18 protein-coding genes are annotated in these 20,616 nt (G+C 59.3%); 7 read left to right on the forward strand and 11 right to left on the reverse strand.

From position 1 onward, the window contains the following. From recJ to QQG91_RS03725, 5 genes are all read right to left on the reverse strand, one after another. Positions 1-1,743, reverse strand: coding sequence for a single-stranded-DNA-specific exonuclease RecJ (recJ, locus tag QQG91_RS03705; RefSeq protein WP_285771636.1), 1,743 nt, complete (start codon positions 1,741-1,743; stop codon positions 1-3). A 2-nt stretch (positions 1,744-1,745) separates the two neighbouring features. Next, a complete protein-coding gene (glpX, locus tag QQG91_RS03710) occupies positions 1,746-2,711 on the reverse strand; it encodes a class II fructose-bisphosphatase (RefSeq protein ID WP_285771637.1) in 966 nt (321 codons plus the stop codon). Between the two features lie 130 nt (positions 2,712-2,841). After that, positions 2,842-4,128, reverse strand: coding sequence for a homoserine dehydrogenase (locus tag QQG91_RS03715; protein WP_285771638.1), 1,287 nt, complete (start codon positions 4,126-4,128; stop codon positions 2,842-2,844). 93 nt (positions 4,129-4,221) lie between these two features. Beyond that, a complete protein-coding gene (locus QQG91_RS03720) occupies positions 4,222-4,443 on the reverse strand; it encodes a hypothetical protein (protein WP_285771639.1) in 222 nt (73 codons plus the stop codon). A gap of 93 nt (positions 4,444-4,536) precedes the next feature. Beyond that, complete coding sequence (locus QQG91_RS03725) at positions 4,537-5,448, reverse strand: pirin family protein (RefSeq protein WP_285771640.1); 912 nt, start codon at positions 5,446-5,448, stop codon at positions 4,537-4,539. A gap of 153 nt (positions 5,449-5,601) precedes the next feature. Between QQG91_RS03725 and QQG91_RS03730 the strand changes: the two genes are divergently transcribed. After that, a complete protein-coding gene (locus tag QQG91_RS03730) occupies positions 5,602-6,087 on the forward strand; it encodes a hypothetical protein (RefSeq protein WP_285771641.1) in 486 nt (161 codons plus the stop codon). A gap of 47 nt (positions 6,088-6,134) precedes the next feature. On the opposite strand, the gene QQG91_RS03735 is transcribed toward QQG91_RS03730, so the two are convergent. The 3 genes from QQG91_RS03735 to QQG91_RS03745 are packed head-to-tail and all read right to left on the reverse strand — an operon-like array spanning position 6,135 to position 8,640. Then, entirely contained in the window at positions 6,135-6,722 is a 588-nt protein-coding gene (locus QQG91_RS03735) for a TadE/TadG family type IV pilus assembly protein (protein WP_285771642.1), read from the reverse strand. After that, on the reverse strand, positions 6,722-7,276 hold the full coding sequence (locus QQG91_RS03740; protein WP_285771643.1) for a TadE/TadG family type IV pilus assembly protein: 555 nt from the start codon (positions 7,274-7,276) through the stop codon (positions 6,722-6,724). The genes QQG91_RS03735 and QQG91_RS03740 overlap by 1 nt, the downstream gene beginning before the upstream one ends. Before the next feature lie 2 nt (positions 7,277-7,278). Next, positions 7,279-8,640 carry a pilus assembly protein TadG-related protein gene (locus QQG91_RS03745; protein WP_285771644.1) on the reverse strand — a complete coding sequence of 454 codons (1,362 nt, stop codon included), beginning with the start codon at positions 8,638-8,640 and terminating at the stop codon, positions 7,279-7,281. Between the two features lie 399 nt (positions 8,641-9,039). Here QQG91_RS03745 and dnaG point away from each other — a divergent pair, with 399 nt between their 5' ends. The 6 genes from dnaG (at position 9,040) to ribD (ending at position 15,860) form a co-directional block, all read left to right on the forward strand. Beyond that, a complete protein-coding gene (gene dnaG / locus QQG91_RS03750; RefSeq protein ID WP_285771645.1) occupies positions 9,040-10,989 on the forward strand; it encodes a DNA primase in 1,950 nt (649 codons plus the stop codon). Positions 10,990-11,124: 135 nt separating this feature from the next. Next, positions 11,125-13,116, forward strand: coding sequence for an RNA polymerase sigma factor RpoD (rpoD, locus tag QQG91_RS03755; protein WP_285771646.1), 1,992 nt, complete (start codon positions 11,125-11,127; stop codon positions 13,114-13,116). 120 nt (positions 13,117-13,236) lie between these two features. Continuing rightward, positions 13,237-13,731 carry a hypothetical protein gene (locus tag QQG91_RS03760; RefSeq protein ID WP_285771647.1) on the forward strand — a complete coding sequence of 165 codons (495 nt, stop codon included), beginning with the start codon at positions 13,237-13,239 and terminating at the stop codon, positions 13,729-13,731. A gap of 6 nt (positions 13,732-13,737) precedes the next feature. Beyond that, positions 13,738-14,154, forward strand: a complete 417-nt coding sequence (locus tag QQG91_RS03765; protein ID WP_285771648.1) for a secondary thiamine-phosphate synthase enzyme YjbQ — start codon at positions 13,738-13,740, stop codon at positions 14,152-14,154. 162 nt (positions 14,155-14,316) lie between these two features. After that, on the forward strand, positions 14,317-14,784 hold the full coding sequence (gene nrdR / locus QQG91_RS03770; RefSeq protein WP_285771649.1) for a transcriptional regulator NrdR: 468 nt from the start codon (positions 14,317-14,319) through the stop codon (positions 14,782-14,784). 23 nt (positions 14,785-14,807) lie between these two features. Next, a complete protein-coding gene (ribD, locus tag QQG91_RS03775; RefSeq protein ID WP_502881595.1) occupies positions 14,808-15,860 on the forward strand; it encodes a bifunctional diaminohydroxyphosphoribosylaminopyrimidine deaminase/5-amino-6-(5-phosphoribosylamino)uracil reductase RibD in 1,053 nt (350 codons plus the stop codon). Here the strand turns inward: ribD and QQG91_RS03780 are convergent. The 3 genes from QQG91_RS03780 to QQG91_RS03790 form a co-directional block, all read right to left on the reverse strand. After that, positions 15,857-17,902 carry a capsule polysaccharide biogenesis protein gene (locus tag QQG91_RS03780; RefSeq protein ID WP_285771651.1) on the reverse strand — a complete coding sequence of 682 codons (2,046 nt, stop codon included), beginning with the start codon at positions 17,900-17,902 and terminating at the stop codon, positions 15,857-15,859. The genes ribD and QQG91_RS03780 overlap by 4 nt on opposite strands. Beyond that, positions 17,902-19,047: a polysaccharide biosynthesis/export family protein gene (locus QQG91_RS03785; RefSeq protein WP_285771652.1), complete on the reverse strand. Its 1,146-nt coding sequence runs from the start codon at positions 19,045-19,047 to the stop codon at positions 17,902-17,904. The genes QQG91_RS03780 and QQG91_RS03785 overlap by 1 nt, the downstream gene beginning before the upstream one ends. A 163-nt stretch (positions 19,048-19,210) precedes the next feature. Then, positions 19,211-20,503, reverse strand: a complete 1,293-nt coding sequence (locus tag QQG91_RS03790) for a capsule polysaccharide biogenesis protein (RefSeq protein ID WP_285771653.1) — start codon at positions 20,501-20,503, stop codon at positions 19,211-19,213. Positions 20,504-20,616 lie beyond the last annotated feature (113 nt).

Here is a 20,616-nt window from a genome sequence, read left to right on the forward strand (position 1 = left end):
TTATTCGGCGCGGGCGGCATCTTCTAGGCGAAGTTGAACCGATTGCCGACCCTGCCAGATGTTGATCTCGAGCCGCCCTGCCAGATGGAAGCGTGCGCCATTATGCTGTTCGAGCATTTGCCCCATCGGGCCATCCATCGCGCCAAAGGCAATGGCGTCGATCCGAGCTCCCAACCCATCGCCGAAACCGATCTTAAGATGGTTTGCGCCCACACGTTTGACAAACGAGATCTGAACATCCGGAAATGCAAACCGAGGGGCCGCGGCACTCGCCCCGAAGGGACCCGCTTTTTCGATCTCCTGCACCAGCTCGACCGTTGCCGCGCCCGGCATGAGGATGCCGTCCAGCGTCAAATCCTGTGGCCCGAGGTCACCCGCTCCCTGTTTCGCCAAAAGTTCGCCAAGCCGCTCCATTGCGGCTTCGAGATTGTCCCGCGTCACGGTCAGCCCCGCAGCCATTTTGTGTCCGCCGCCTTTGACCAAGAGCCCTTCGTGCGCGACGCGATGGATCGAGGCACCAAGGTCGATCCCCGAAACGGATCGCCCCGAGCCTTTGCCCTCGTCGCCGTCAAAGCCGATGACCACGGTCGGCCTGTTGGTCGCTTCCTTGAGGCGGGCGGCGACGATCCCGACGACACCGGGATGCCAGCCTTCGCCAGCCGCCCAGACCAAGGGACCGTCAAGGCCGCGCTGGGTCGCCTGTTCAAGCGCAAGCTCGCGCACGTTTGCTTCGATGTCGCGGCGTTCGCGGTTCAATTCGTCGAGCTTGGCCGCAATGGTTTGGGCTTCGAGCTGGTTGTCTGTCGACAAAAGCCGCGCCCCGAGGTCGGCCTTGCCGATGCGCCCGCCCGCATTGACCCGAGGTCCAAGAAGAAACCCGAGGTGATAGGTGCTTGGGGCACTGTCCATTCCCGCCACATCGGCCAGCGCGACAAGTCCGGGCCGTTGGCGCTGCGCCATAACGGTTAGGCCCTGGCGGACAAAAGCGCGGTTCACGCCGATGAGTGGCGCCACATCGGCAACGGTCGCAAGCGCGACAAGATCGAGAAGCGCCATCAGGTTAGGGCCGTTCACGCTCTCGGCGCGCAACTGGCGGTTTGCTTCCACAAGCATGAGAAACACGACACCCGCGGCGCAAAGATGTCCAAGCTCGCCCGTTTCGTCCTGACGATTGGGGTTCACAACAGCATAAGCGGGCGGAAGCGTCTCCCCGCCCAAGTGGTGGTCCAGAACCACGACATCCGCGCCTTTGGCCGCAGCAATCGGGCCATGGCTTAATGTGCCGCAATCCACGCATACGATCAGCCCGTGATCGCGGGCCAGAGCCTCCATCGCGGGTTCGTTCGGCCCGTATCCTTCGTCGATACGGTCGGGGATATAGAGTGTTGCCTCGCGGCCCATCTGGCGCAGCCATGTCAGCAAGAGAGCCGCAGACGAGCCGCCATCCACGTCATAATCCGCAAAGACCGCAATTTTCTCGCGCGATTTGATTGCTTTGAGAAACCGCTCGGCGGCGCGGCCCATGTCCTTGAGGACGAGGGGATCGGGGAGAAGGTCGCGGAGGGTCGGGGCCAGAAAGCCGCTCGCCTCTTCGGGCGCAACGCCGCGCCGCGCGAGCGTTCTACAGAGCGCCGAGGGTAGGCCCGTGGCCTGCTCCATCGCCTCGGCAAGACGCTCCGTTTCGACGCTGGGGCCTATCCAGCGCCGTCCCGTGAGCGAATGTGTGACCCCGAGATACCCCAACCTTACTTCGTTGGGTTGCGATAGGTCATGCGGCGGACCGAGCCGGTCTTGGAGCGCATGAGGATGGTTTCAGCGGTGAGATAACCGACCTCGCGTTTGATCCCCGAAACAAGCGAACCATCGGTCACGCCCGTGGCGGCAAAAATCACATCGCCCGTCACGAGATCGTCACGCGTGTAGACGCGGTCGAAATTGGTGATGCCCGCCTTGCGCGCACGTGCACGCTCGTCTTCGTTGCGGAACAACAGTTTGCCGAACATCTGGCCGCCCATGCACTTGAGCGCGGCAGCCGCCAGCACGCCCTCAGGGGCGCCGCCCGATCCCATATACATGTCGATGCCCGTTTGTTCGGGTTCGGCGCAGTGCATGACGCCCGCAACGTCCCCGTCGGTGATCAAACGGATTGCAGCACCTGTGGAGCGCAGTTCCGCGATCATTTCCTCGTGACGCGGACGTTCCAGAACGCAGACGGTAATATCTTCGGTCGAGCAGCCCTTGGCCGAGGCGAGTGCGGAAACCCGCTCGGACGGCGACATCGAGAGCGTAACGACCCCGGGCTTGAACCCCGGACCGATCGCGAGCTTTTCCATATAGACGTCGGGTGCGTGAAGCAGGGTGCCGCGCGGCGCCATGGCGATCACGGTCAGTGCATTGGGCATATCTTTGGCCGTAAGCGTCGTGCCTTCGAGCGGGTCGAGCGCGATATCCACCGCAGGTCCATTGCCCGTGCCGACCTCTTCGCCGATGTAGAGCATCGGCGCTTCGTCCCGTTCACCTTCGCCGATGACGACGACGCCCTGAATGTCGAGCATGTTGAGCTGGTCGCGCATGGCGTTCACAGCCGCTTGGTCGGCTGCCTTTTCGTCTCCACGGCCGATCAGATTTGCTGAAGCGAGCGCAGCTGCTTCGGAAACACGAGCGAGACCGAGCGAAAGCATGCGATCATAAAATTCGGGAGATTGGGCCATGATACTTCCTGAAAACTAAACTTTTACGGACCTCTATCCTGCCAAACGGCAAGGGGGCAAGGCTGAGAGCGCTAACGCCCTGGTCTTAAATTCAAAAGCGCCGCAGAGCGGCCCATGGTCTTTGGCTGGCTCAGACGGATTCGATCCTGAGCGCAAGCGGCGTTCCACTGACCACACCCGTTTCCATGCAAGCCTCGAGGGCCTGATCAAGAGCGGTCTGCGTGGTCTTATGCGTGACGATGAGCACCAAAGCGGTCAGGTCCTGCTGGCCGTATTGGCGCATACGGTCGATCGAAACGCCGTTGTCGCCAAGGGCACGGGCGACCTTGGCCAATGCGCCCGGTTTATCCTGAAGCTGGAGGCGGAGATAATAGGGGGCCGACACCGCCGCACGTGCAGAAGCGGCTTTGCGCAGCGTTCTGGCGGGCTGGCCGAAGGTTGCAATCCGCACACCCCGCGCAAGATCGCAGACGTCGCCCATAACCGCACTCGCGGTCGGGCCTTCGCCTGCGCCTGCACCGCGAAGAACGATCTGGCCGACGCTGTCGCCTTCGAGAACAACCATATTGGTGCCGCCCTGAAGCTGGCCGAGCGGCGAAGTGTCGGGCACAAGGCAAGGCGACATCCGCTGTTCCAGTCCGCGTCCCGTCATCTGGGCCACGCCAAGGAGCTTGATCTTGTATCCCATATCGGCGGCTTGATGGATGTCGTCGATGGTGATCGAGCCGATCCCTTCAAGTTCGACGTTGTCGAAATCGACTTGCGTACCGAAAGCGATCGCAGCGAGGATAGCGAGCTTGTGACCTGCGTCGATGCCGCCCACGTCCAAGTTCGGGTCCGCTTCAAGATAGCCGAGCTGGTTCGCTTCTTCGAAGACCACGTCATAGGGAAGGCCCGCGCTTTCCATGCGGGTCAGGATATAGTTACAGGTCCCGTTCATCACGCCCATGACGCGGCTGATCGCGTTACCGGCAAGGCCTTCGAGCAGCGACTTGATCACGGGAATGCCGCCTGCGACCGCTGCCTCGTAGCGCACGCAAACGCCTGTATCTTCGGCGGCTTCGGCGATGGCTTGGCCGTGAATGGCAAGAAGCGCCTTGTTTGCGGTGACAACGTCTTTGCCTGTTGCGATTGCGGCTTCGATGGCGTCCTTGGCGGCCCCCTCGGAGCCCCCCATCAGCTCGACAAAGAGATCGACGTCATCGCGTTTGGCAAGCGCGACCGGATCATCTTCCCACGCATAGGACGATAGATCGACGCCACGATCTTTGGCCTTGGAACGGGCCGAGACCGCCGTCACCACGATCTTTTTGCCGGTGCGCATCTCCAGACGCTCCGCTTGGTTCTGGATGATGCGGATAACACCGACACCAACCGTTCCGAGACCAGCGATACCAAGGCGAAGGACGTCTGACATGAAAGATTCCGAGTTAGAAAAAGACTTAGTGCGCTGTTACCCCGAAAGCAGGATCAGCGCAACGCAACATAGGGCAAAGAACGTCAGGCAAAATCAGCGCGCACCCAGAGCATTCGCACGCGCGATCTGGGCGGCGGTCGCAGCTTCGATCCTGTCGGTTTTCTCGTCGCTTTGCGCTGCGGCCGCGAGGACGGGCAAAACGTTTGTCGGTCGGGGATAGGCGGCGGCTTGGGCTTCGGGGAGAAGCGTGTCCGCAAGATCGGGAAATTGCCCGCACCCCGAAAGAGCCAACAGAATGACAAAATTGCGCAACATGTCCCGCCTTTCAAAATCCTGAAGCGGTTTTAGCGACCTGCGCGGGAGAGGCCAAGGCAAATGAAAAGGGCGCCCTGCGGCGCCCCGTTCCCGTCAATGTGCGGGCTTGATAAAGGTCCCGTTCCGCAGCTCGCGCATCGCGGTGCGCAGCTCTTCTTGGGTGTTCATCACAATCGGCCCATGCCAGGCAACAGGCTCTTCGAGAGGTGCGCCCGAGATCAGCAAAAAGCGGATACCTTCTTCGCCTGCCTGAACCGTCACTTCGTCGCCCGTGCCGAAACGGATCAGGGTGCGGTTGCCCGACAGGTCGCGAATGTTGACCTCTTGGCCCATGACTTCCTTTTCCAGAAGAACGCCTTCGGGTTTGGAGGCATCCGCAAAAGCGCCCGATCCTTCGAACACATAGGCAAAGGCGCGGCGATAGGTGTCGACCTTGAAGGTCTTTTTCACGCCTGCGGGCACAAAGATATCGAGATACTGCGGATCAGCCGCGATACCGTCCACAGGACCGCGCTTGCCCCAGAATTCGCCGATCACGACTTTGACGCGGGTGCCGTCATCGTCGATGATCTCGGGAATGTCTTTGCCTTTGACGTCCTGATAGCGCGGCGCAGTCATCTTGAGCGACGAGGGCAGGTTCGCCCAGAGCTGAAAACCGTGCATCTGTCCCTTGGCATTTCCCTTGGGCATTTCCTGATGCAGGATACCCGATCCTGCGGTCATCCACTGGATATCGCCGGCGCCGAGCGTTCCGGCGTTGCCCAAAGAGTCGCCATGTTCGACCGTGCCGTTCAGGACATAGGTGATGGTTTCGATCCCCCGATGGGGGTGCCACGGAAAGCCGCGCATGTAATCCGAAGGATGATCGCCGCGAAAATCGTCGAACAGCAAAAACGGATCAAGCTCTGTCGGGTCCTGAAAGCCAAAGGCACGGTGAAGTCTCACACCTGCGCCTTCCATGGTCGGAACGGCCTGACGGGTTTCGAGTGTTGGGCGGATAGACATTTTGCATCTCCATTGGAATTGAGACAAATCTAGTGCTCGGGGACCGCTTGGGCAATTCGACCTGATGCACATGAAAGGTGCGCAAATGCAGGTCAAAGCTTGTTTTGTTCTGAAAGCAACTCTAGCTAGAGGCCACAACATAGGGGACAGATTGTGGATTTCGAACTTTTTCAACCCGACGAAAAGGGCGTTATCGCCCGTATTACACCGAATAACTTCCGCAGAACCGTGGCTTATGTTGCCATCGCGCTCTTGGGAGCCTTGTTTTTGCTTCTCGCTTTGAACGGCGGAATGGCGACGATCTGGATCGCGGTTCTCTTCGTGCTGGGGCTCGGATCGCTTTATCTGGCCGAAATGCTCCGCCGCGCGAGTGCCGTGACGCTGGAAGTCACGACCCAAGAGGTCCGTGACAGCTCGGGTCGGGTGCTCTGCGCTTTGGCGGAGGTCCAGAAAGTCGAGCGCGGGGCCTTCGCGCTCAAACCTTCGAACGGCTTTTCCATTGTTCTCAAGTCGAAAGCGCCGTTTGCCTGGGCCCCTGGTCTTTGGTGGCGGATGGGCAACCGGATCGGTGTCGGCGGCGTTGTCTCGGCCGGACAGGCCAAGGCCTTTGCCGAAGCAATCCAGACGAGAGTGGTTTAAGCCGACTTCGAAGCATCGCCGCCGAAACATCCTCGGCGGCGGTTCGCTTAACAGACCTGCGTCGCTACGCCTTGCTCCTCATTGTCGTTCCAGCAAAGCTGGCTTGTGGTGAAACGCGGAAGCGCCGCTGCAACCTGATGGAAGATGAAGGGATCGATACCCACATCCAGAACCGGCGTGTGCGGCACCCAGGATTCCACCGCGATCACCACTCTTCCGTTCGCGACCGTCGGCAGCACCTTTTGAACATCGGTTGCGAGTGACGAGTCGGTAAGAGGCGCTTTGCTGCCTTTCACTTTCGACCAGACCACGTTGTATTTGTTCTGGTCTTTGTTCCAGCGCGCGACCGTCACCCGCATTTCGGTATTCGTCGTGGCACTGTTCAATTCCTGCTGAACTTTCCACAATGAATTTAAATAGATGGGTGTGACGTGGTTCGTCTCGCGGCTCAGAATGTCGGCCAGCACGTGAGCGGTCTTGAGCGATTGCGCCTGCGAGCGCACCGCGTCGAAGAGCACGAAACCCATCGCAAAGGTCACAAGCAGGAGCGGCATAGTAATCGCGGCTTCGACACCGATGGTGCCATCCTCGGACCGCGAGAATTTCCGGACAAAATTGCGTAACGGTGTCAGCATCATACAGGCTCCATCACGAAAGCGTTCGACGCGGTAAGGGCATAAGCGCCACCGTTATGCTCGGGCGGGTGGAACAAGAAAGGCGTCGTCGTCGGAAAAATCGGATCGAAGAGAGCGCAGACCCGCAAGATCATGATATCGTTGGCACCACCGGGGGTGAAGCTTGCCAGCGGTTGGGTCGTCAAAGAGCGATCATTGCAGGAGTAGGTTGCAGGAAGATCCTCCCATGCGCGCAGATCGACCATCCGCATTTCAACGCGAAGCTGGTTCATGCAATCGGGGATAATGCCCGCCTTGTCACAGATCGATTGACGCAGCGTGTTCACGTCGATCTGGGCGCTCGTGTCGATCTTGAAGGCGCGCACGGCCTTGTCTACGCCCCGATCGAGCATCGCGTTGCGCAGCATCACCATCCCAAGCTCGAAGCTCGACAGGGTGAGAAAGATCAGCGCAGGAAAAACCAGTGCGAATTCGACCGACAGGCCACCGTCTTCGGCGTGTGCAAACCGGCGAAGAGCACGTCTGATGGCTTTGGGGTGCAATTTGCTAACCATATTCATTCGATCAGCCTCAGTTCATTGATGTCGGATGCGATTGCTTTGAATGCATCGTTGATGTTGGTGCCCGCGACGCGATAGAAATGCGAAGGAGAGCTTGCGCAATTGCGCATCTTGTTTGCGGCGGCGTCCGAGACCTCGAAACCGATGGTCCAGATCATGATCCCGGCATTCTTTGCAGCCTGACAGATATTGGCCTGAAGCTGGTCCGCGAGCTGGGTTGTGTAGCGCGTGTAATACCACTGGGGGCGCTGATAGGAGTAAACATAACGCGACAGATACCAGTTGAAGTTATAGGTGTTCCAATGGCTGTAATGGCTCGAGTCCTGATAGGCCCAGCTTGCGATCCGTGCCGAGGTCGAGTTCTCGCCGTCGGTCATCAGAACCATCGCCTTGATCGAGTTCTTGGTGTTGTAGTTCAAAGGACGGTTCGCGGCGCCTGATGCGACTTTGCCGCTGGCGACAAGGTTGGCGTTGATCTGGCGTGTCGACGGATCAAGCAGAGCGGCAGCCCATTTCGTTCCCATGTAGATCGCCGTACCTGCACGCGGTTGCAGTTGGTCGATCTGATACTTGAGCGCGGCGGCGTTCTGGCTCCAGGGCGTGATGCGTTCATAGGTCTGCTGCGGACAAACGGTGTTGTTCATCTCGTTGTTGTAACCGCTCCAGTTCCACTGGAAGTGCTGGTCCTGTTGGTAACGGTGGTTCCAATCAAGGCTCACACGGCTGAACTGGTTGTCGGGGACATCCACACAATAGGAATAGTTGTGAAGCTGGCGGTTCGGGATCTGGGCAAAGAGATCGGGGCCGATGTTGACCTGTTCCGAATAGGGAACAAGGCTGACGGTCACGAGCCCGTTGCTCGCGTTGTTCGCAAGAACCGTATCGATAAAGGACTTTGCCGCGGTCTTGAGGTTGCCGATACGGCCGTAGCTCGACATCGAGCCAGAAATGTCGAGCGCGAGGGAAATTTCCACGTTCTCGATGCGCTCTTCGGCAACGGCTTTGACCTTGACCTTCATCGAGCCCGAAAAGGGGCCCGCGTCTTCGGTGAATACACCGAGCAATTTGCCAAAGATCATCTGTACGTCGTCTTCGGCTTCGACCGTTGCGGTGCGTGAGGAAACCGTGGAGACAGTGTTATAGGTCTTGAGCGTTTCAGAAACGCCCGCTTTTGCAAAGTAATCTACGATAACGGTATTGCCCGGAATGGTTTGTTGCATGTCGGCGGCGGCAACGGCGGCACGGTCGGCAAGAGCCTGAAGCTCGGTTCTGCGCGTCTCGACACGCATCACGTCGACCGCCATGCCCGTAAAGATGAACATGATAACAAAGGCATACAGCGAAAATATGACAAACACGCCGTCTTCTTCGTTATGGAACCTTTGCAAAAAGGCTCTGGTCCTTTCACGGAGCGAATAAGTCTCCGATTTCAATGACCGTTTCATATTGTTCTTCCTCGAATCAAATGTCTTCAAATTGACGATCAAACCAACGCCGAGACACACTAATGGTCAGGCCATATATTCTAATGGCTATGGCGGAATTGAGGCGAACTGCGGCCTTAATTGAGTGAAAACCTGTTCATTTCATGACATTAGGCCAGATAGCGGCTTATTGTTTCCGATTGCGGGCCTATTATCGGGGTAAGGCTCAACCGAATGTTTAGGATTTGATCTTTTGCGATAACGCTTTTGTTTGGCCTCCCAGTTGACCGCCGCCCCTAGACACGGGGAGGGAGGGCGCCGATATTGGCGGGTATGAGTCTGCCCCCGACCTTCCTCGATGAATTGCGAAACCGACTGTCGCTGACGCAAGTCGTCGGGCGCAAAGTCATGTGGGACATGAAGAAGTCCAATCAGGCCAAGGGCGACATGTGGGCCCCGTGCCCTTTTCATCAGGAAAAAAGCGCGTCTTTTCACGTAGATGACCGCAAGGGCTACTATTACTGCTTTGGCTGCCACGCCAAGGGCGACGCGATTTCTTTTGTGCGCGAGACTGAGAACGTCAGCTTTATGGAAGCGATCCAGATTCTCGCAGGTGAAGCGGGCATGCCCGTGCCGCAAAGCGACCCCAAAGCGCAGGAAAAATCGGATCATCGCACCGAACTCGGCAAAGTGATGGAAGAGGCGGTGAAGTATTACCGTCTGCAACTCAAAACGGGCGCGGGATCGGCTGCGCGTGCCTATCTCGCAAAGCGACAACTGAGCGAAGCGGCGCAGGACCGCTGGGAAATCGGCTTTGCGCCGGATGGCTGGCAGGGGCTTTATGACGCGCTCACGGGCAAGGGTATCCCTGAAAAACTGTTGATCGACGCGGGCCTTGCGAAAGCCTCCGATCGCGGCAAGAAGCCCTATGACACCTTTCGCAACCGGATCATGTTTCCAATCCGCGATGCGCGAGGGCGAGCGATTGCCTTCGGCGGTCGCGCGATGGAGCCCAACGACAATGCCAAATATCTGAATTCGCCCGAAACTTTGCTGTTCGACAAGGGGCGCAGCCTCTTTAACCACGGCAAGGCGCGAGAGGCCGCAGGCAAGGGCGCGCCCCTTATCGTGGCCGAAGGCTATATGGACGTGATCGCGCTTTCGGAGGCGGGGTTCGGGGCAACTGTCGCCCCGCTCGGCACTGCCGTGACCGAGGATCAGCTTCGTATGCTCTGGCGCATTTCACCCGAGCCGATCATCGCGCTCGACGGCGATACGGCAGGTATTCGCGCCGCGATGCGTGTCGTCGATCTTGCGCTTCCGATGCTCGAAGCGGGCCAGTCGCTTCGTTTCGCGATCATGCCCGACGGGATGGACCCCGACGATCTCATCAAAGCCAAAGGCGCGGATGCCGTGCGCGAGGTTCTCGAAAGCGCGATGCCGATGGTGCAGCTTTTGTGGCGGCGCGAGACAGAGGGAAAGGTCTTTGACAGCCCCGAGCGTCGAGCCGCCTTGGACAAGATTCTTCGCGAAAAGATACGGTTGATCAAGGACCCCTCGATCCGTTCGCATTATGGCGAAGCGATCAAGGAGCTGCGCTATGACCTCTTCGGACGCAAGCCGCGCTCGGCCCCGCGTGCGGGATTTACGCCGCGCCGTGCATGGAATGCGCCGCAGCCCCCGCTGACCACGACCAAATCCTCGATGTTGGCCAATCAGGCAGCGAACGAGGATATCCTCCGCGAGGCCGTGATCCTTGCGACAGCGATCGCCAATCCCACTGTCCTTGGTCAATTCGAGGGCGAGATCGAACGGATGACCTGCTCGACACCCGAGCATGCACAATTGCGCTCGGCGATTTTGAAACACGCCCACCAAGAGGATGTCCGCCACGCGATTGCGAAGGAACTTGGCCAGCAACCCCTTGAAAAACTCTTTGCTCAACGCCACGTGGCAATCACGCCCGCGGTGCGCCGCGCGGGGGATGAGGAACTTGCACGGATGTCGCTTGCGGAAGAGCTGGCCAAGCTGAACGCCCGTCGCGGCCACGCCCGCGAGCTGCGCGAGGCGATGGAAGATCTTCAGGGTGTCGCCGATGAAGGGCTGACATGGCGACTGGGCCAAGCGGCGCGCGCTCTCGAAGGGGGCGGTGCCGGCGAAGACAAGGAGGACAAAGCGGAATATGAAGTCGGTGCGAACGGAGCGCGCATGAAGCGTGACGAGCGCGAGGCCTTTAGTTCATTGCTTCGCCAAATCGGAATGTCAGGCTCCTCAAAGGAATGAGTGAGCGAATTTTCCGTAAAAATCTTGGAAAAACGACCCTAAGTGGTTGCGAATCTCTCACTGGGCAGATTGATTCGACTTTAACCGAATCACGCGAATCAGATGATCGCCCCTTCATCGTTTGAGGAGAGCCAGATGGCACAAAAAGATAACGAAGAAACCAAGGACAGCGATCAGGACAGCGACATTTCCATGGACGTCAGTCAGGCGGCCATCAAGCGGATGATCGCTGACGCGCGCGAGCGTGGTTACATCACCTATGATCAGCTCAATCAGGTTCTTCCGCCGGATCAGGTCTCGTCCGACCAGATCGAAGACGTTATGTCGATGCTCTCGGAAATGGGCATTCAGGTCACCGAAGACGACGAAGCCGACGACTCCGACGAGAACAGCGCCTCGACCGCCGTCGTCACAACGGGCGGAAACCGCGACGTTGCTCTTGCGGGTCAGGAAACCGAAAAACTCGACCGCACCGATGACCCCGTTCGCATGTATCTTCGCGAAATGGGAAGCGTCGAACTCCTCTCGCGTGAGGGCGAGATCGCCATCGCCAAGCGGATCGAGGCAGGTCGCAACACCATGATCCTCGGGCTTTGTGAAAGCCCGCTGACCTTTCAGGCAATCACCATTTGGCGCGACGAACTTCTTTCCGAAGACATTCTCCTGCGCGATGTGATCGACCTAGAAGCCACCTTCGGAAACCAGCTCGGCGACGAAGAGGGCGAGGAGGCACCCGTTGTCGATACCTCTGCTTCCGCTGTGGCCAAGCCCAACAAAGAAGACGAACCCGAGCTTGATGCCGATGGCAACCCGATCATGGGCTCGGACGACGAAGACGAGGACGACGATCAGGCGAACATGAGCCTTGCTGCCATGGAAGCCGCGCTCAAGCCGCGCGTTCTCGAAACGCTCGAGATTATCGCACGCGATTTCGCCACCCTGTCGGACATGCAGGACGCCCGTATGTCGGCCACGCTGAACGAGGACGGCACCTTCTCCGAGGTGGATGAAGCGACCTATCAAAAGCTGCGCTCCGAAATCGTTGAACTGGTGAATTCGCTTCACCTTCACAACAACCGTATCGAAGCGCTGATCGACCAGCTCTACGGGATCAACCGCCGCATCATGTCCATCGACTCAAACATGGTGAAGCTCGCGGATCAGGCCCGCATCAACCGTCGCGAATTCATCGAGGAATACAAAGGGGCGGAACTCGACCCGACCTGGCTCGACCGGATGAGCGAAAAGGGCGGCCGCGCATGGCAGATGTTCGTCGAGAAATCGAGTGACAAGGTCGAAGAGCTGCGCAACGAAATGGCTCAGGTCGGTCAATACGTTGGCGTGGATATCAGCGAATTCCGCCGCATCGTCCAACAGGTCCAGAAGGGCGAGAAAGAAGCCCGTCAGGCCAAGAAGGAAATGGTCGAAGCAAACCTTCGCCTCGTGATCTCGATCGCCAAGAAATACACCAACCGCGGCCTCCAGTTCCTTGACCTGATCCAGGAAGGGAACATCGGCCTGATGAAGGCGGTGGACAAGTTCGAATACCGCCGCGGCTATAAATTCTCGACCTATGCGACGTGGTGGATCCGTCAGGCCATCACCCGTTCGATCGCGGATCAGGCCCGCACCATCCGTATTCCGGTCCATATGATCGAAACGATCAACAAGCTGGTCCGCACCGGTCGCCAGATGCTCCACGAGATCGGCCGCGAGCCGACCCCCGAGGAATTGGCCGAAAAGCTCCAGATGCCGCTCGAGAAGGTCCGCAAGGTGATGAAGATCGCCAAGGAACCCATCTCGCTCGAAACGCCCATCGGCGACGAAGAGGACAGCCAGCTCGGCGATTTTATCGAGGACAAGAACGCGATCCTTCCGCTGGATTCTGCTATTCAGGAAAACCTCAAGGAAACGACCACTCGCGTGCTCGCCTCGCTCACGCCGCGTGAAGAGCGGGTTTTGCGGATGCGGTTCGGTATCGGTATGAACACCGACCACACCCTCGAAGAGGTCGGCCAGCAGTTCAGCGTGACCCGCGAACGTATCCGCCAGATCGAAGCCAAGGCTCTGCGGAAACTCAAACACCCGAGCCGCTCGCGCAAGCTGCGCAGCTTCCTCGATCAGTAACACAAGGCGCCCCCGCAAGGGGGCGTTTTCATTTGCCGAGGGTGCTTTTCAGCATTTTGAGGGATGTGCCGGCACGTCGTCCAGCGCTAGACTGATTATAGTTCGGCTTGTGAAGGTCCCATGCTCAAATCAATCCTCGTCGCTTTGATGGTGCTGCCATCTGCAAGCTTCGCTGCCTGTGTCGGCTCTGAAGCCTTGTTCTCCTGCACCTTTAAGAAGGGTCAAAAAGCCGTCGACCTTTGTGTCGCTGATGGCTTGGTGAGGTATGCTTATGGGCCAAAGGGCGGGCAGCCCGAGCTTGCCTTGAGCCTGAGCGTCACGAATGTGGACTACATCCCCTGGTCGGGGATCGGGCGTTATATCGGGGAAACGGTGATCGTCCCGAACAATGGCTATAGTTATGAAATCAGCTACAGTATTGATCGCAACGATCCCGACCGACCGACCGAAGGCGGGATCAATGTTTTTCAAGGTGACGATCAGATTGCGACACTGACTTGCGATACGGGCAGCATCGCGGCCAGCGACTTTTACCCGCTTTTTCAGGCCCGTGAGGCAGAAGGTCTCTTTTATTGTCTGGAAACAGGAGAGTGGGGTGCGCGCTGCGGGGGCTGATATCCGATGAACACCCTATTTGAAATTCCGACCCGTGGTCAGGGCCTTTACGAGTTCACCCGTGATGTTCTGCGCTGGGCCGAAGGGACGGGCGTGCGGGAGGGGCTTTTGACGCTCTTCGTTCAGCACACCTCTTGTTCGCTCCTTGTCCAAGAGAACGCAGACCCCGAAGTCCGCGTCGACATGCGCGAATATTTCGCCCGTCTGGTGCCCCCGACGACGGACCCGTCGATGTCCTATCTGACGCACACCTACGAAGGCCCCGATGATATGCCTGCGCATATCAAAGCTGCGCTCTTGCCTGTCAGCCTCTCGATCCCTGTGATGGGGGGACGGCCCGCGCTCGGCACATGGCAGGGGATCTATCTTTTCGAGCATCGTGACCGCCCGCACACCCGCCGCGTTGCGGCTCATATCGGCTAGGCATCCATCATTTCCTAGCTGATCGGTGAGGAAACCGCTTCCCTTGATCTTGGGGGTTCAAAAAGACTCTACCCAAGTTCTAGATGCTCCCCTATAGTGATTGTGGATAAGTCGGGGGATAACTCGACATCAATAAGAGCGGTAAAGAATGAGGACAGGCCCATGCGTTGCCCGTTTTGTGGAAACGTCGATACTCAAGTAAAAGACTCGCGCCCTGCCGAGGATCATGTCGCCATTCGGCGTCGTCGCTTCTGCCCTGCTTGCGGTGGACGTTTCACCACCTATGAGCGGGTCCAGCTACGCGATCTCGTGGTGATCAAATCGAACGGGCGTCGCGAGGATTTCGATCGTGACAAGCTCGAGCGGTCGATCCGGATTGCGCTCCAGAAGCGCCCCGTCGAGCCCGAGCGTATGGACCAGATGATTTCGGGGATCGTGCGCCGTCTCGAGAGTATGGGCGAGACCGATATTCCATCGAGCACCATCGGCGAGATCGTGATGGAAAGCCTCGCGCGGATCGACGCCGTTGCCTACGTGCGTTTTGCCAGCGTTTACAAGAACTTTCAAGCTGCCGGTGACTTTGACAAATTCATCGACGAGCTGCGGCCAGACAGTAAATCGGACGAGTGACACAAGCGACCGACGAACGCTTTATGCTCATGGCCCTGTCGCTTGGTCGGCGGGGTCTTGGTCGTGTCTGGCCCAACCCTTCGGTTGGTTGCGTCATCGTCAAAGACGGCCGCGTTGTCGGGCGGGGACATACAGCGTCGGGCGGCCGACCCCACGCCGAACCCCAAGCTCTTGCCATGGCGGGGGACGCGGCGAGAGGCGCGACGGCTTATGTCACACTCGAACCCTGCGCCCATCACGGCAAAACGCCGCCCTGCGCCGAGGCATTGATTGCGGCGGGTGTTGCGCGGGTTGTCATTGCCTGTGAAGACCCCGATCCTCGGGTCAACGGCGGCGGGAGTGCGATGCTGCGCGCCGCAGGGATCGACGTTTCGGTCGGGGTGTGCGAAGCCGAAGCACGCCGTGATCACGCGGGCTTCCTGAGCAAAGTCGAGCGCGGTCGGCCGATGGTCACGCTCAAGCTGGCGATGACGCTTGACGGACGTATCGCGACCGCGAGCGGCGAAAGCCAGTGGATCACAGGCCCCGAAGCGCGGCGGCGGGTCCATATGCAACGCGCGTCCCATGACGCGGTCATGGTCGGGGCGGGCACGGTCCGAGCGGATGATCCGTCACTCACTGTGCGGGGGCTGGGGATCGGGGGTCAGCCTGCACGCATTGTGATGAGTGCGAGTGGCGACTTGCCCAAATCATGCAATCTGACGCGGACTGCGGGCGAAATACCGGTCTTTCTTTGTCATTCTGCAACCTCGGTTGTGTCCGATTGGGTCGCGGCGGGTGTCCGCTCGATCCCTTTGGCGGATGGCGGCGATTGTGTCGAGGCATTGACGGCTTTGGGCGCGCTCGGGCTTACGCGGATCTATTGCGAAGGCGGCGGCCAGCTTGCGGCATCGCTCCTGCACGCGGGGCTTGTGGATCACCTCGTTCTTTTTACGGCGGGCAAAGCGATCGGTGCGGACGGCCGTGCAGGGCTTGGCTCGCTCGGGCTAGTGCGGCTGGCCGATGCTCCGCACTTCACGCTCGAGAGCAGCGAAACCATCGGCCCCGATGTCATGACGGTTTGGCGTAAAGCCTAGCGCCAAAGCGCGGCGGCACTGGCCAAGCCTCCTTGGAGCTTTGACAAAAGCCGATTGGTGAAGGTCGAGGGATGGAGATCGCCTTGAGCCAGTCGCGAGACTGCAATTTCGGGCGGGCAGGGGCGCCCTGTCAGCGGATCGAAGTACCTCGGATAGTCGATCAAGACCGCATGGACCAAGCCGATGAGATCAGGCCGCGCGGCGCGCCGCGCGATCGGCATCGCGCGGTCGTCGGTCAGGCCCCACCCGCTATAGAACGGCTGGCCGAGGCAGGTCACGGATTTGCCGCGCAACAGCGCCTCGAACCCGAGGGTCGAGGTCATTGTCCAGACCTCGTCCACCCCTGACAGCGCGGCAATCGGATCGGTTGCAGTCAAGACAGCATCGGCGAGGGTTTCAGGCTCGGAGACATGCCCCTGTCGCAAGCCTGCTTCGACATCTGGATGCGGCTTGTAAAGGATGACTGCGGCGGGATTGGCCCGCCGAGCCGCTTCGAGGAGTTCTAGGTTGGTGCGCACCTCTTGGGTGCCCAGAAGGATCGAGGCGTCGTCTTCGACCTGTCCCGGCACCAGAATGCGCCGACCTGCTGGAAGACCTGCAGGCAGGGCCGCGCCACCGAGGTTATATTTGCTGAGGTTGCTCTTCGTGATGGCGCGGAGGAGCGCTGCGGCTCTTTGGCGGGCGTGGTCGGGGAGCGTGACCGAGGCCTCGATCAGCTGTTCAAGACGACTTGGCTGGTTCGGGTCGTAGTAAATCCCCAGATCATCAAGCGCGAGACTGAGGGGCGGCGTCAGGGCCGCACCCAAGCCGCGCGAGCGCAAGAAGCCGTCCTCGACGCGGACTGCGCCTGCGGCTGCAAGATCCTCGGTGATCTTGCTCGCCCAGCACATGAGCCTTGCGCCTCGGCGTTCGGCTTTGGCGGCGGCACTTGAAGGTCGGGCAAATCGCATTGGCTCGGCGCTGCCGAAGAAGCGCTGCAAAGGCTGTCGCTTCCAGAGGCGCATATGCGTTGCGACCCAGCCGCGATTGTCTTCGCGCCATGCTCTGACTTCGGCTTCTAGGGTGTTCAGGGCTTCTTCGAAGGTGCACAGGCGGTCAAGGTAGGGGTCATACCAGACGGGATAGAGGATCATCGCGGCGGCGAAGAGCTGTGCCCGCGTCAATCTGCGTTGCCGTCTTGCAAGCGGAACGCGATCCTGTGTGAGACCCCAACCCGCATAGAAGGGCTGTCCGTAAACATGCGGTTTGTGTCCTGCCAGTATCGCCTCGAACCCGAGCTGCGAGGACACGGTGTAGACGGCAATCGCACCTTCGAGCAAAGCCTGAGGCGAGGCATTGCGGTCGAAAAGTTCTGTATTGGCATCACAATCTTCACCGCGAAGATAACCGTCTCGTGCGCCGCCGAGCGTTTCGGGGTGCGATTTGATCAGGATTTTCGCGCCTGGATAGGCCTCGCGCGCGTCGAAGAGCATTTCGCGAAAGGTGTTGCGGTTGGCGCGGCTTGCCGTGACAGAGGCGTCGCCCTTGGTTTGATCTACAACGAGCACATATCCTGCAGCAGGGACTTCGGCCCCCAGATCATATCCGTTGTATTTGCTCAAATGCTCGCGCCTAAGCCGGTCCATCCCCGCACGCGCACGTTCAAGAAGATGGGTGTCGTCGAGCGGATGCGTTTTGAGGAGCGTTTCAAGATCGCTCGGGGTTTCGGGATCGAAATGCAGGCCCGTTTCATCGATATGAAGCCCGAGCGGAGGCTCTTTGCCAAGTCGTGCGGGCAGGACCGACCGTAAAAAGGCATCTTCGATGCGAACCACCTTGTGGCCTGTCTTTGCGGCTATGGCCTCACCTCTGGGCGACGTCGGCGACTGCCCCCACACGCCGATGAGGTCTTGGGGGGATTTGGGAAGGCCGATCGCGATGTCGAAGCCTGAAAGTTCGAGAATACGGCGGATGCGGGTCTGGGTGAGAAAACCGCCATTATAGACAAAAAGACGCCGCCGAGAGGGTTCGGCGGCGTCCTGGAATGTGTCCCGATCGGGCATTACTGCGCGGTGGTGTTATTGGCTGCGGAGGTCAGTCCGGTCACCGAGCTCAGCGTGCCAGTCAGAGCCGAGATCGTCTTGTTGAACTGAACAATCGGGGCTTCGGTCACGTAAACCGTGTCTTCGTCGCGGATTGCAAAGTCACGTGCCATGAACATGCCGTTCGGCTTGGTCAGATCAAGCACATAGACCACGCGCTGCGAGCCCGTGAGATCGGTGCGTCCCGTCAAAGGGTTCGCAATTTCGGCCGGCTCGTTGCGGAACACGAAGACGCCTGTCGGGTCGGCTGTCGACGAGCTTAGGCCGCCCACTTGGGCAAGCGCTTCGATGGCCGAGATCGTGCGGCTCTCGAAAGGCACCTCGGTTTGTGAGCCCGTGGCTCCGAGCGCGGTAAAGCTGCGTTGGTCGGCTTCTATGATAATGCGATCCCCGCCGCGAAGAGCGATGTCGTTTGCGGGGTGATCATAGAGGTCCTGGAACCAGACGGTCCCGACCTTGTCGCCGCGCACCACTTTGACAAGTGCGATTTCGGGTTGGATGCTCACGCCGCCCGCAGCAGCAAGCATGGCCGAGAGCGTGCGGGTCGGGCGTTCGATCGGGAATACACCCTGACCAGAGGCGCCGACGATGGACACGGTTGCCCCGTCCCCCGCAAGACGGCGGACCTGCACCTGAGGATCAGGGGTCTGATCGCCGAGCTTTTCGGTGATCAGGCGGCGGATCGCTTCGGGGGTGTTGCCTGCGGCGCGGATACGGCCTGCGTAGGGAACAAAGATGAACCCCGCGCCGTCGACCTGCACTTCGTCGAGGACGGTGGCATTCTGGCCTTGCGGCACGAGAAGCCCGTCATCGACGTTCTCCCAGATCGTAAGGCCAAGCACGTCACCCGGCTGGATCGTATCGGAGCCGACAATACCTGCGTTGAGGAAGGCATCGTCGAACCCATAAGAGGGCGCAACAGAGGCGATATAGTTCACGCGGTCATCCACGGTGATGATAAAGCTGTCACCTTCTCGCAGGACGGAACCCGCGAAGATTTCCGACTTGTTGGGACCCGAACGGGGCAAGGCCGCACAGGATGCGGTAAGGGCGATTGCGGCAACGAGTGCCGCGCCTCTTGCGAGACGCAAACGGTTGGAGTTCACTGCTCGGTCTCCTCGACCTATGTTATTCTGCCTCAAGTTTTGTCTCTAAAGTATCGAAATACGATCCGAAAATCCAGAACGAAGCCCGAGGTGGTGACGGTCAGGGGGCTTTGTGTTGCGATTGTGCCGCGAGAACAGTGGGAGCCACTAAAAGTTGTGGTGGCTAGGGAATGACACGCAAGGCCTGCCGTGGCGGAGCCTTGCCCGCCTTGAGCGCATCATAGGGATCGTCGCTGTCGAGCATCATATCGACGACTTGACGCAAGAGTTGCCGACGACCGCGCGAGGAATAAAACCCGCCTGGAACCTGACTGGTTTCAAGCAGGAAGCGGCGATAGTCGCGATAGGCCCTGTTGTCGGGCCGTCCCGGCTGCGCGAAAAATTGTTCCAGAGGGAGGGTCGAGACGAACTCGGGTTTATCATAGACTGCGCGGCCGAACACCTTGAGCGGGATCGAACGCCAAAGCACTTGTTGGGCGGCGGTCGAGTTCACGGTCACGGCGGTGCGTGCATGATCAAGGAGCGTGGCGAGTTTGCCGCCCCGCACATAGTGGACGCGATCCCCAAGCCCGTGTTTGGCTGCAAGATCGCGCAGGATACGCCGCACGGGGCTTCGGTCGTTTTCGAGAGGATGCGCTTTGAACACCAGATGGTGGTGCTGCGGTGCACCCTTTGCAAACCCCTCGACGACAAGGGTCAGGAACTCTTCCATACGTGTAAACGGCGAATGCATCTGGAAGCTCGAGTCATGTTCGAGTTGGAGCAGGACCAGATGATAAGGGAACCCGCCGTATTTGATCCGCGCCTGCGCGATCCGCCGCTCCAATGCGATCAGGGGCATCAGCAAAAGGCGCTTTGTATAGAGCGCGGCCTCTGTTCGGACGGGAAGGTCGCGGTGGGGCCTGAAGTTGCGATAGGCACCGTTTCTGAACATGACGAACCAGTGATAGAGCGCGCCGTAAAAGACATGATGGCGCATGTCGCCCCAATGGGCGGGAGGTTCGGGGACATCGAGATCAGAGGTTTCGAGTATGCGGGACATCTCGGCAATGCTGAGGTCCATGAGCTTGGAATTCCCGTTCGAACCCCCGCGCTCGTAGGTCACCCAGAATGGCCGCATGTAGCCTTCTTCGAAGACATGGATATAAAGCCCGAGCTCGCGCGCGATCGCGACCGCTTGGGCGTGGATCGGCCTTGTGTCGCCATAAAGCGCGATGTCGGTGATGCGGTGCTCTGCAACGATCGCGCGAAACGTATCGGCCCAGTCATCGATGTTGCCTTGATAGGGAATGTAATTCTTCGACCCGAACCAGAATGCTCGGTCGCCCGCATTGAAGCCGACACGCCAAACCTCTGCCCCTGCCTTGCGGAGCATTTCGGCAAGGCGGACGAAAAAAGGTCCATGCGGCCCTTGGAGAAACAGAAACCGTCTCTGATTTGCATTCTTAATCGGCATTACGCACCGCACTATAACGAACGCCTTATTCTATCCAGTCTTTTGGGCAAGAATAGGGCGCCTTGCTCTGGCGATCAGGAGAGACTACTTCTTTGGCGCAAAGGAAAAGGATC

This window comes from Marivivens sp. LCG002 (assembly GCF_030264275.1).
Taxonomy (GTDB): domain Bacteria; phylum Pseudomonadota; class Alphaproteobacteria; order Rhodobacterales; family Rhodobacteraceae; genus Marivivens.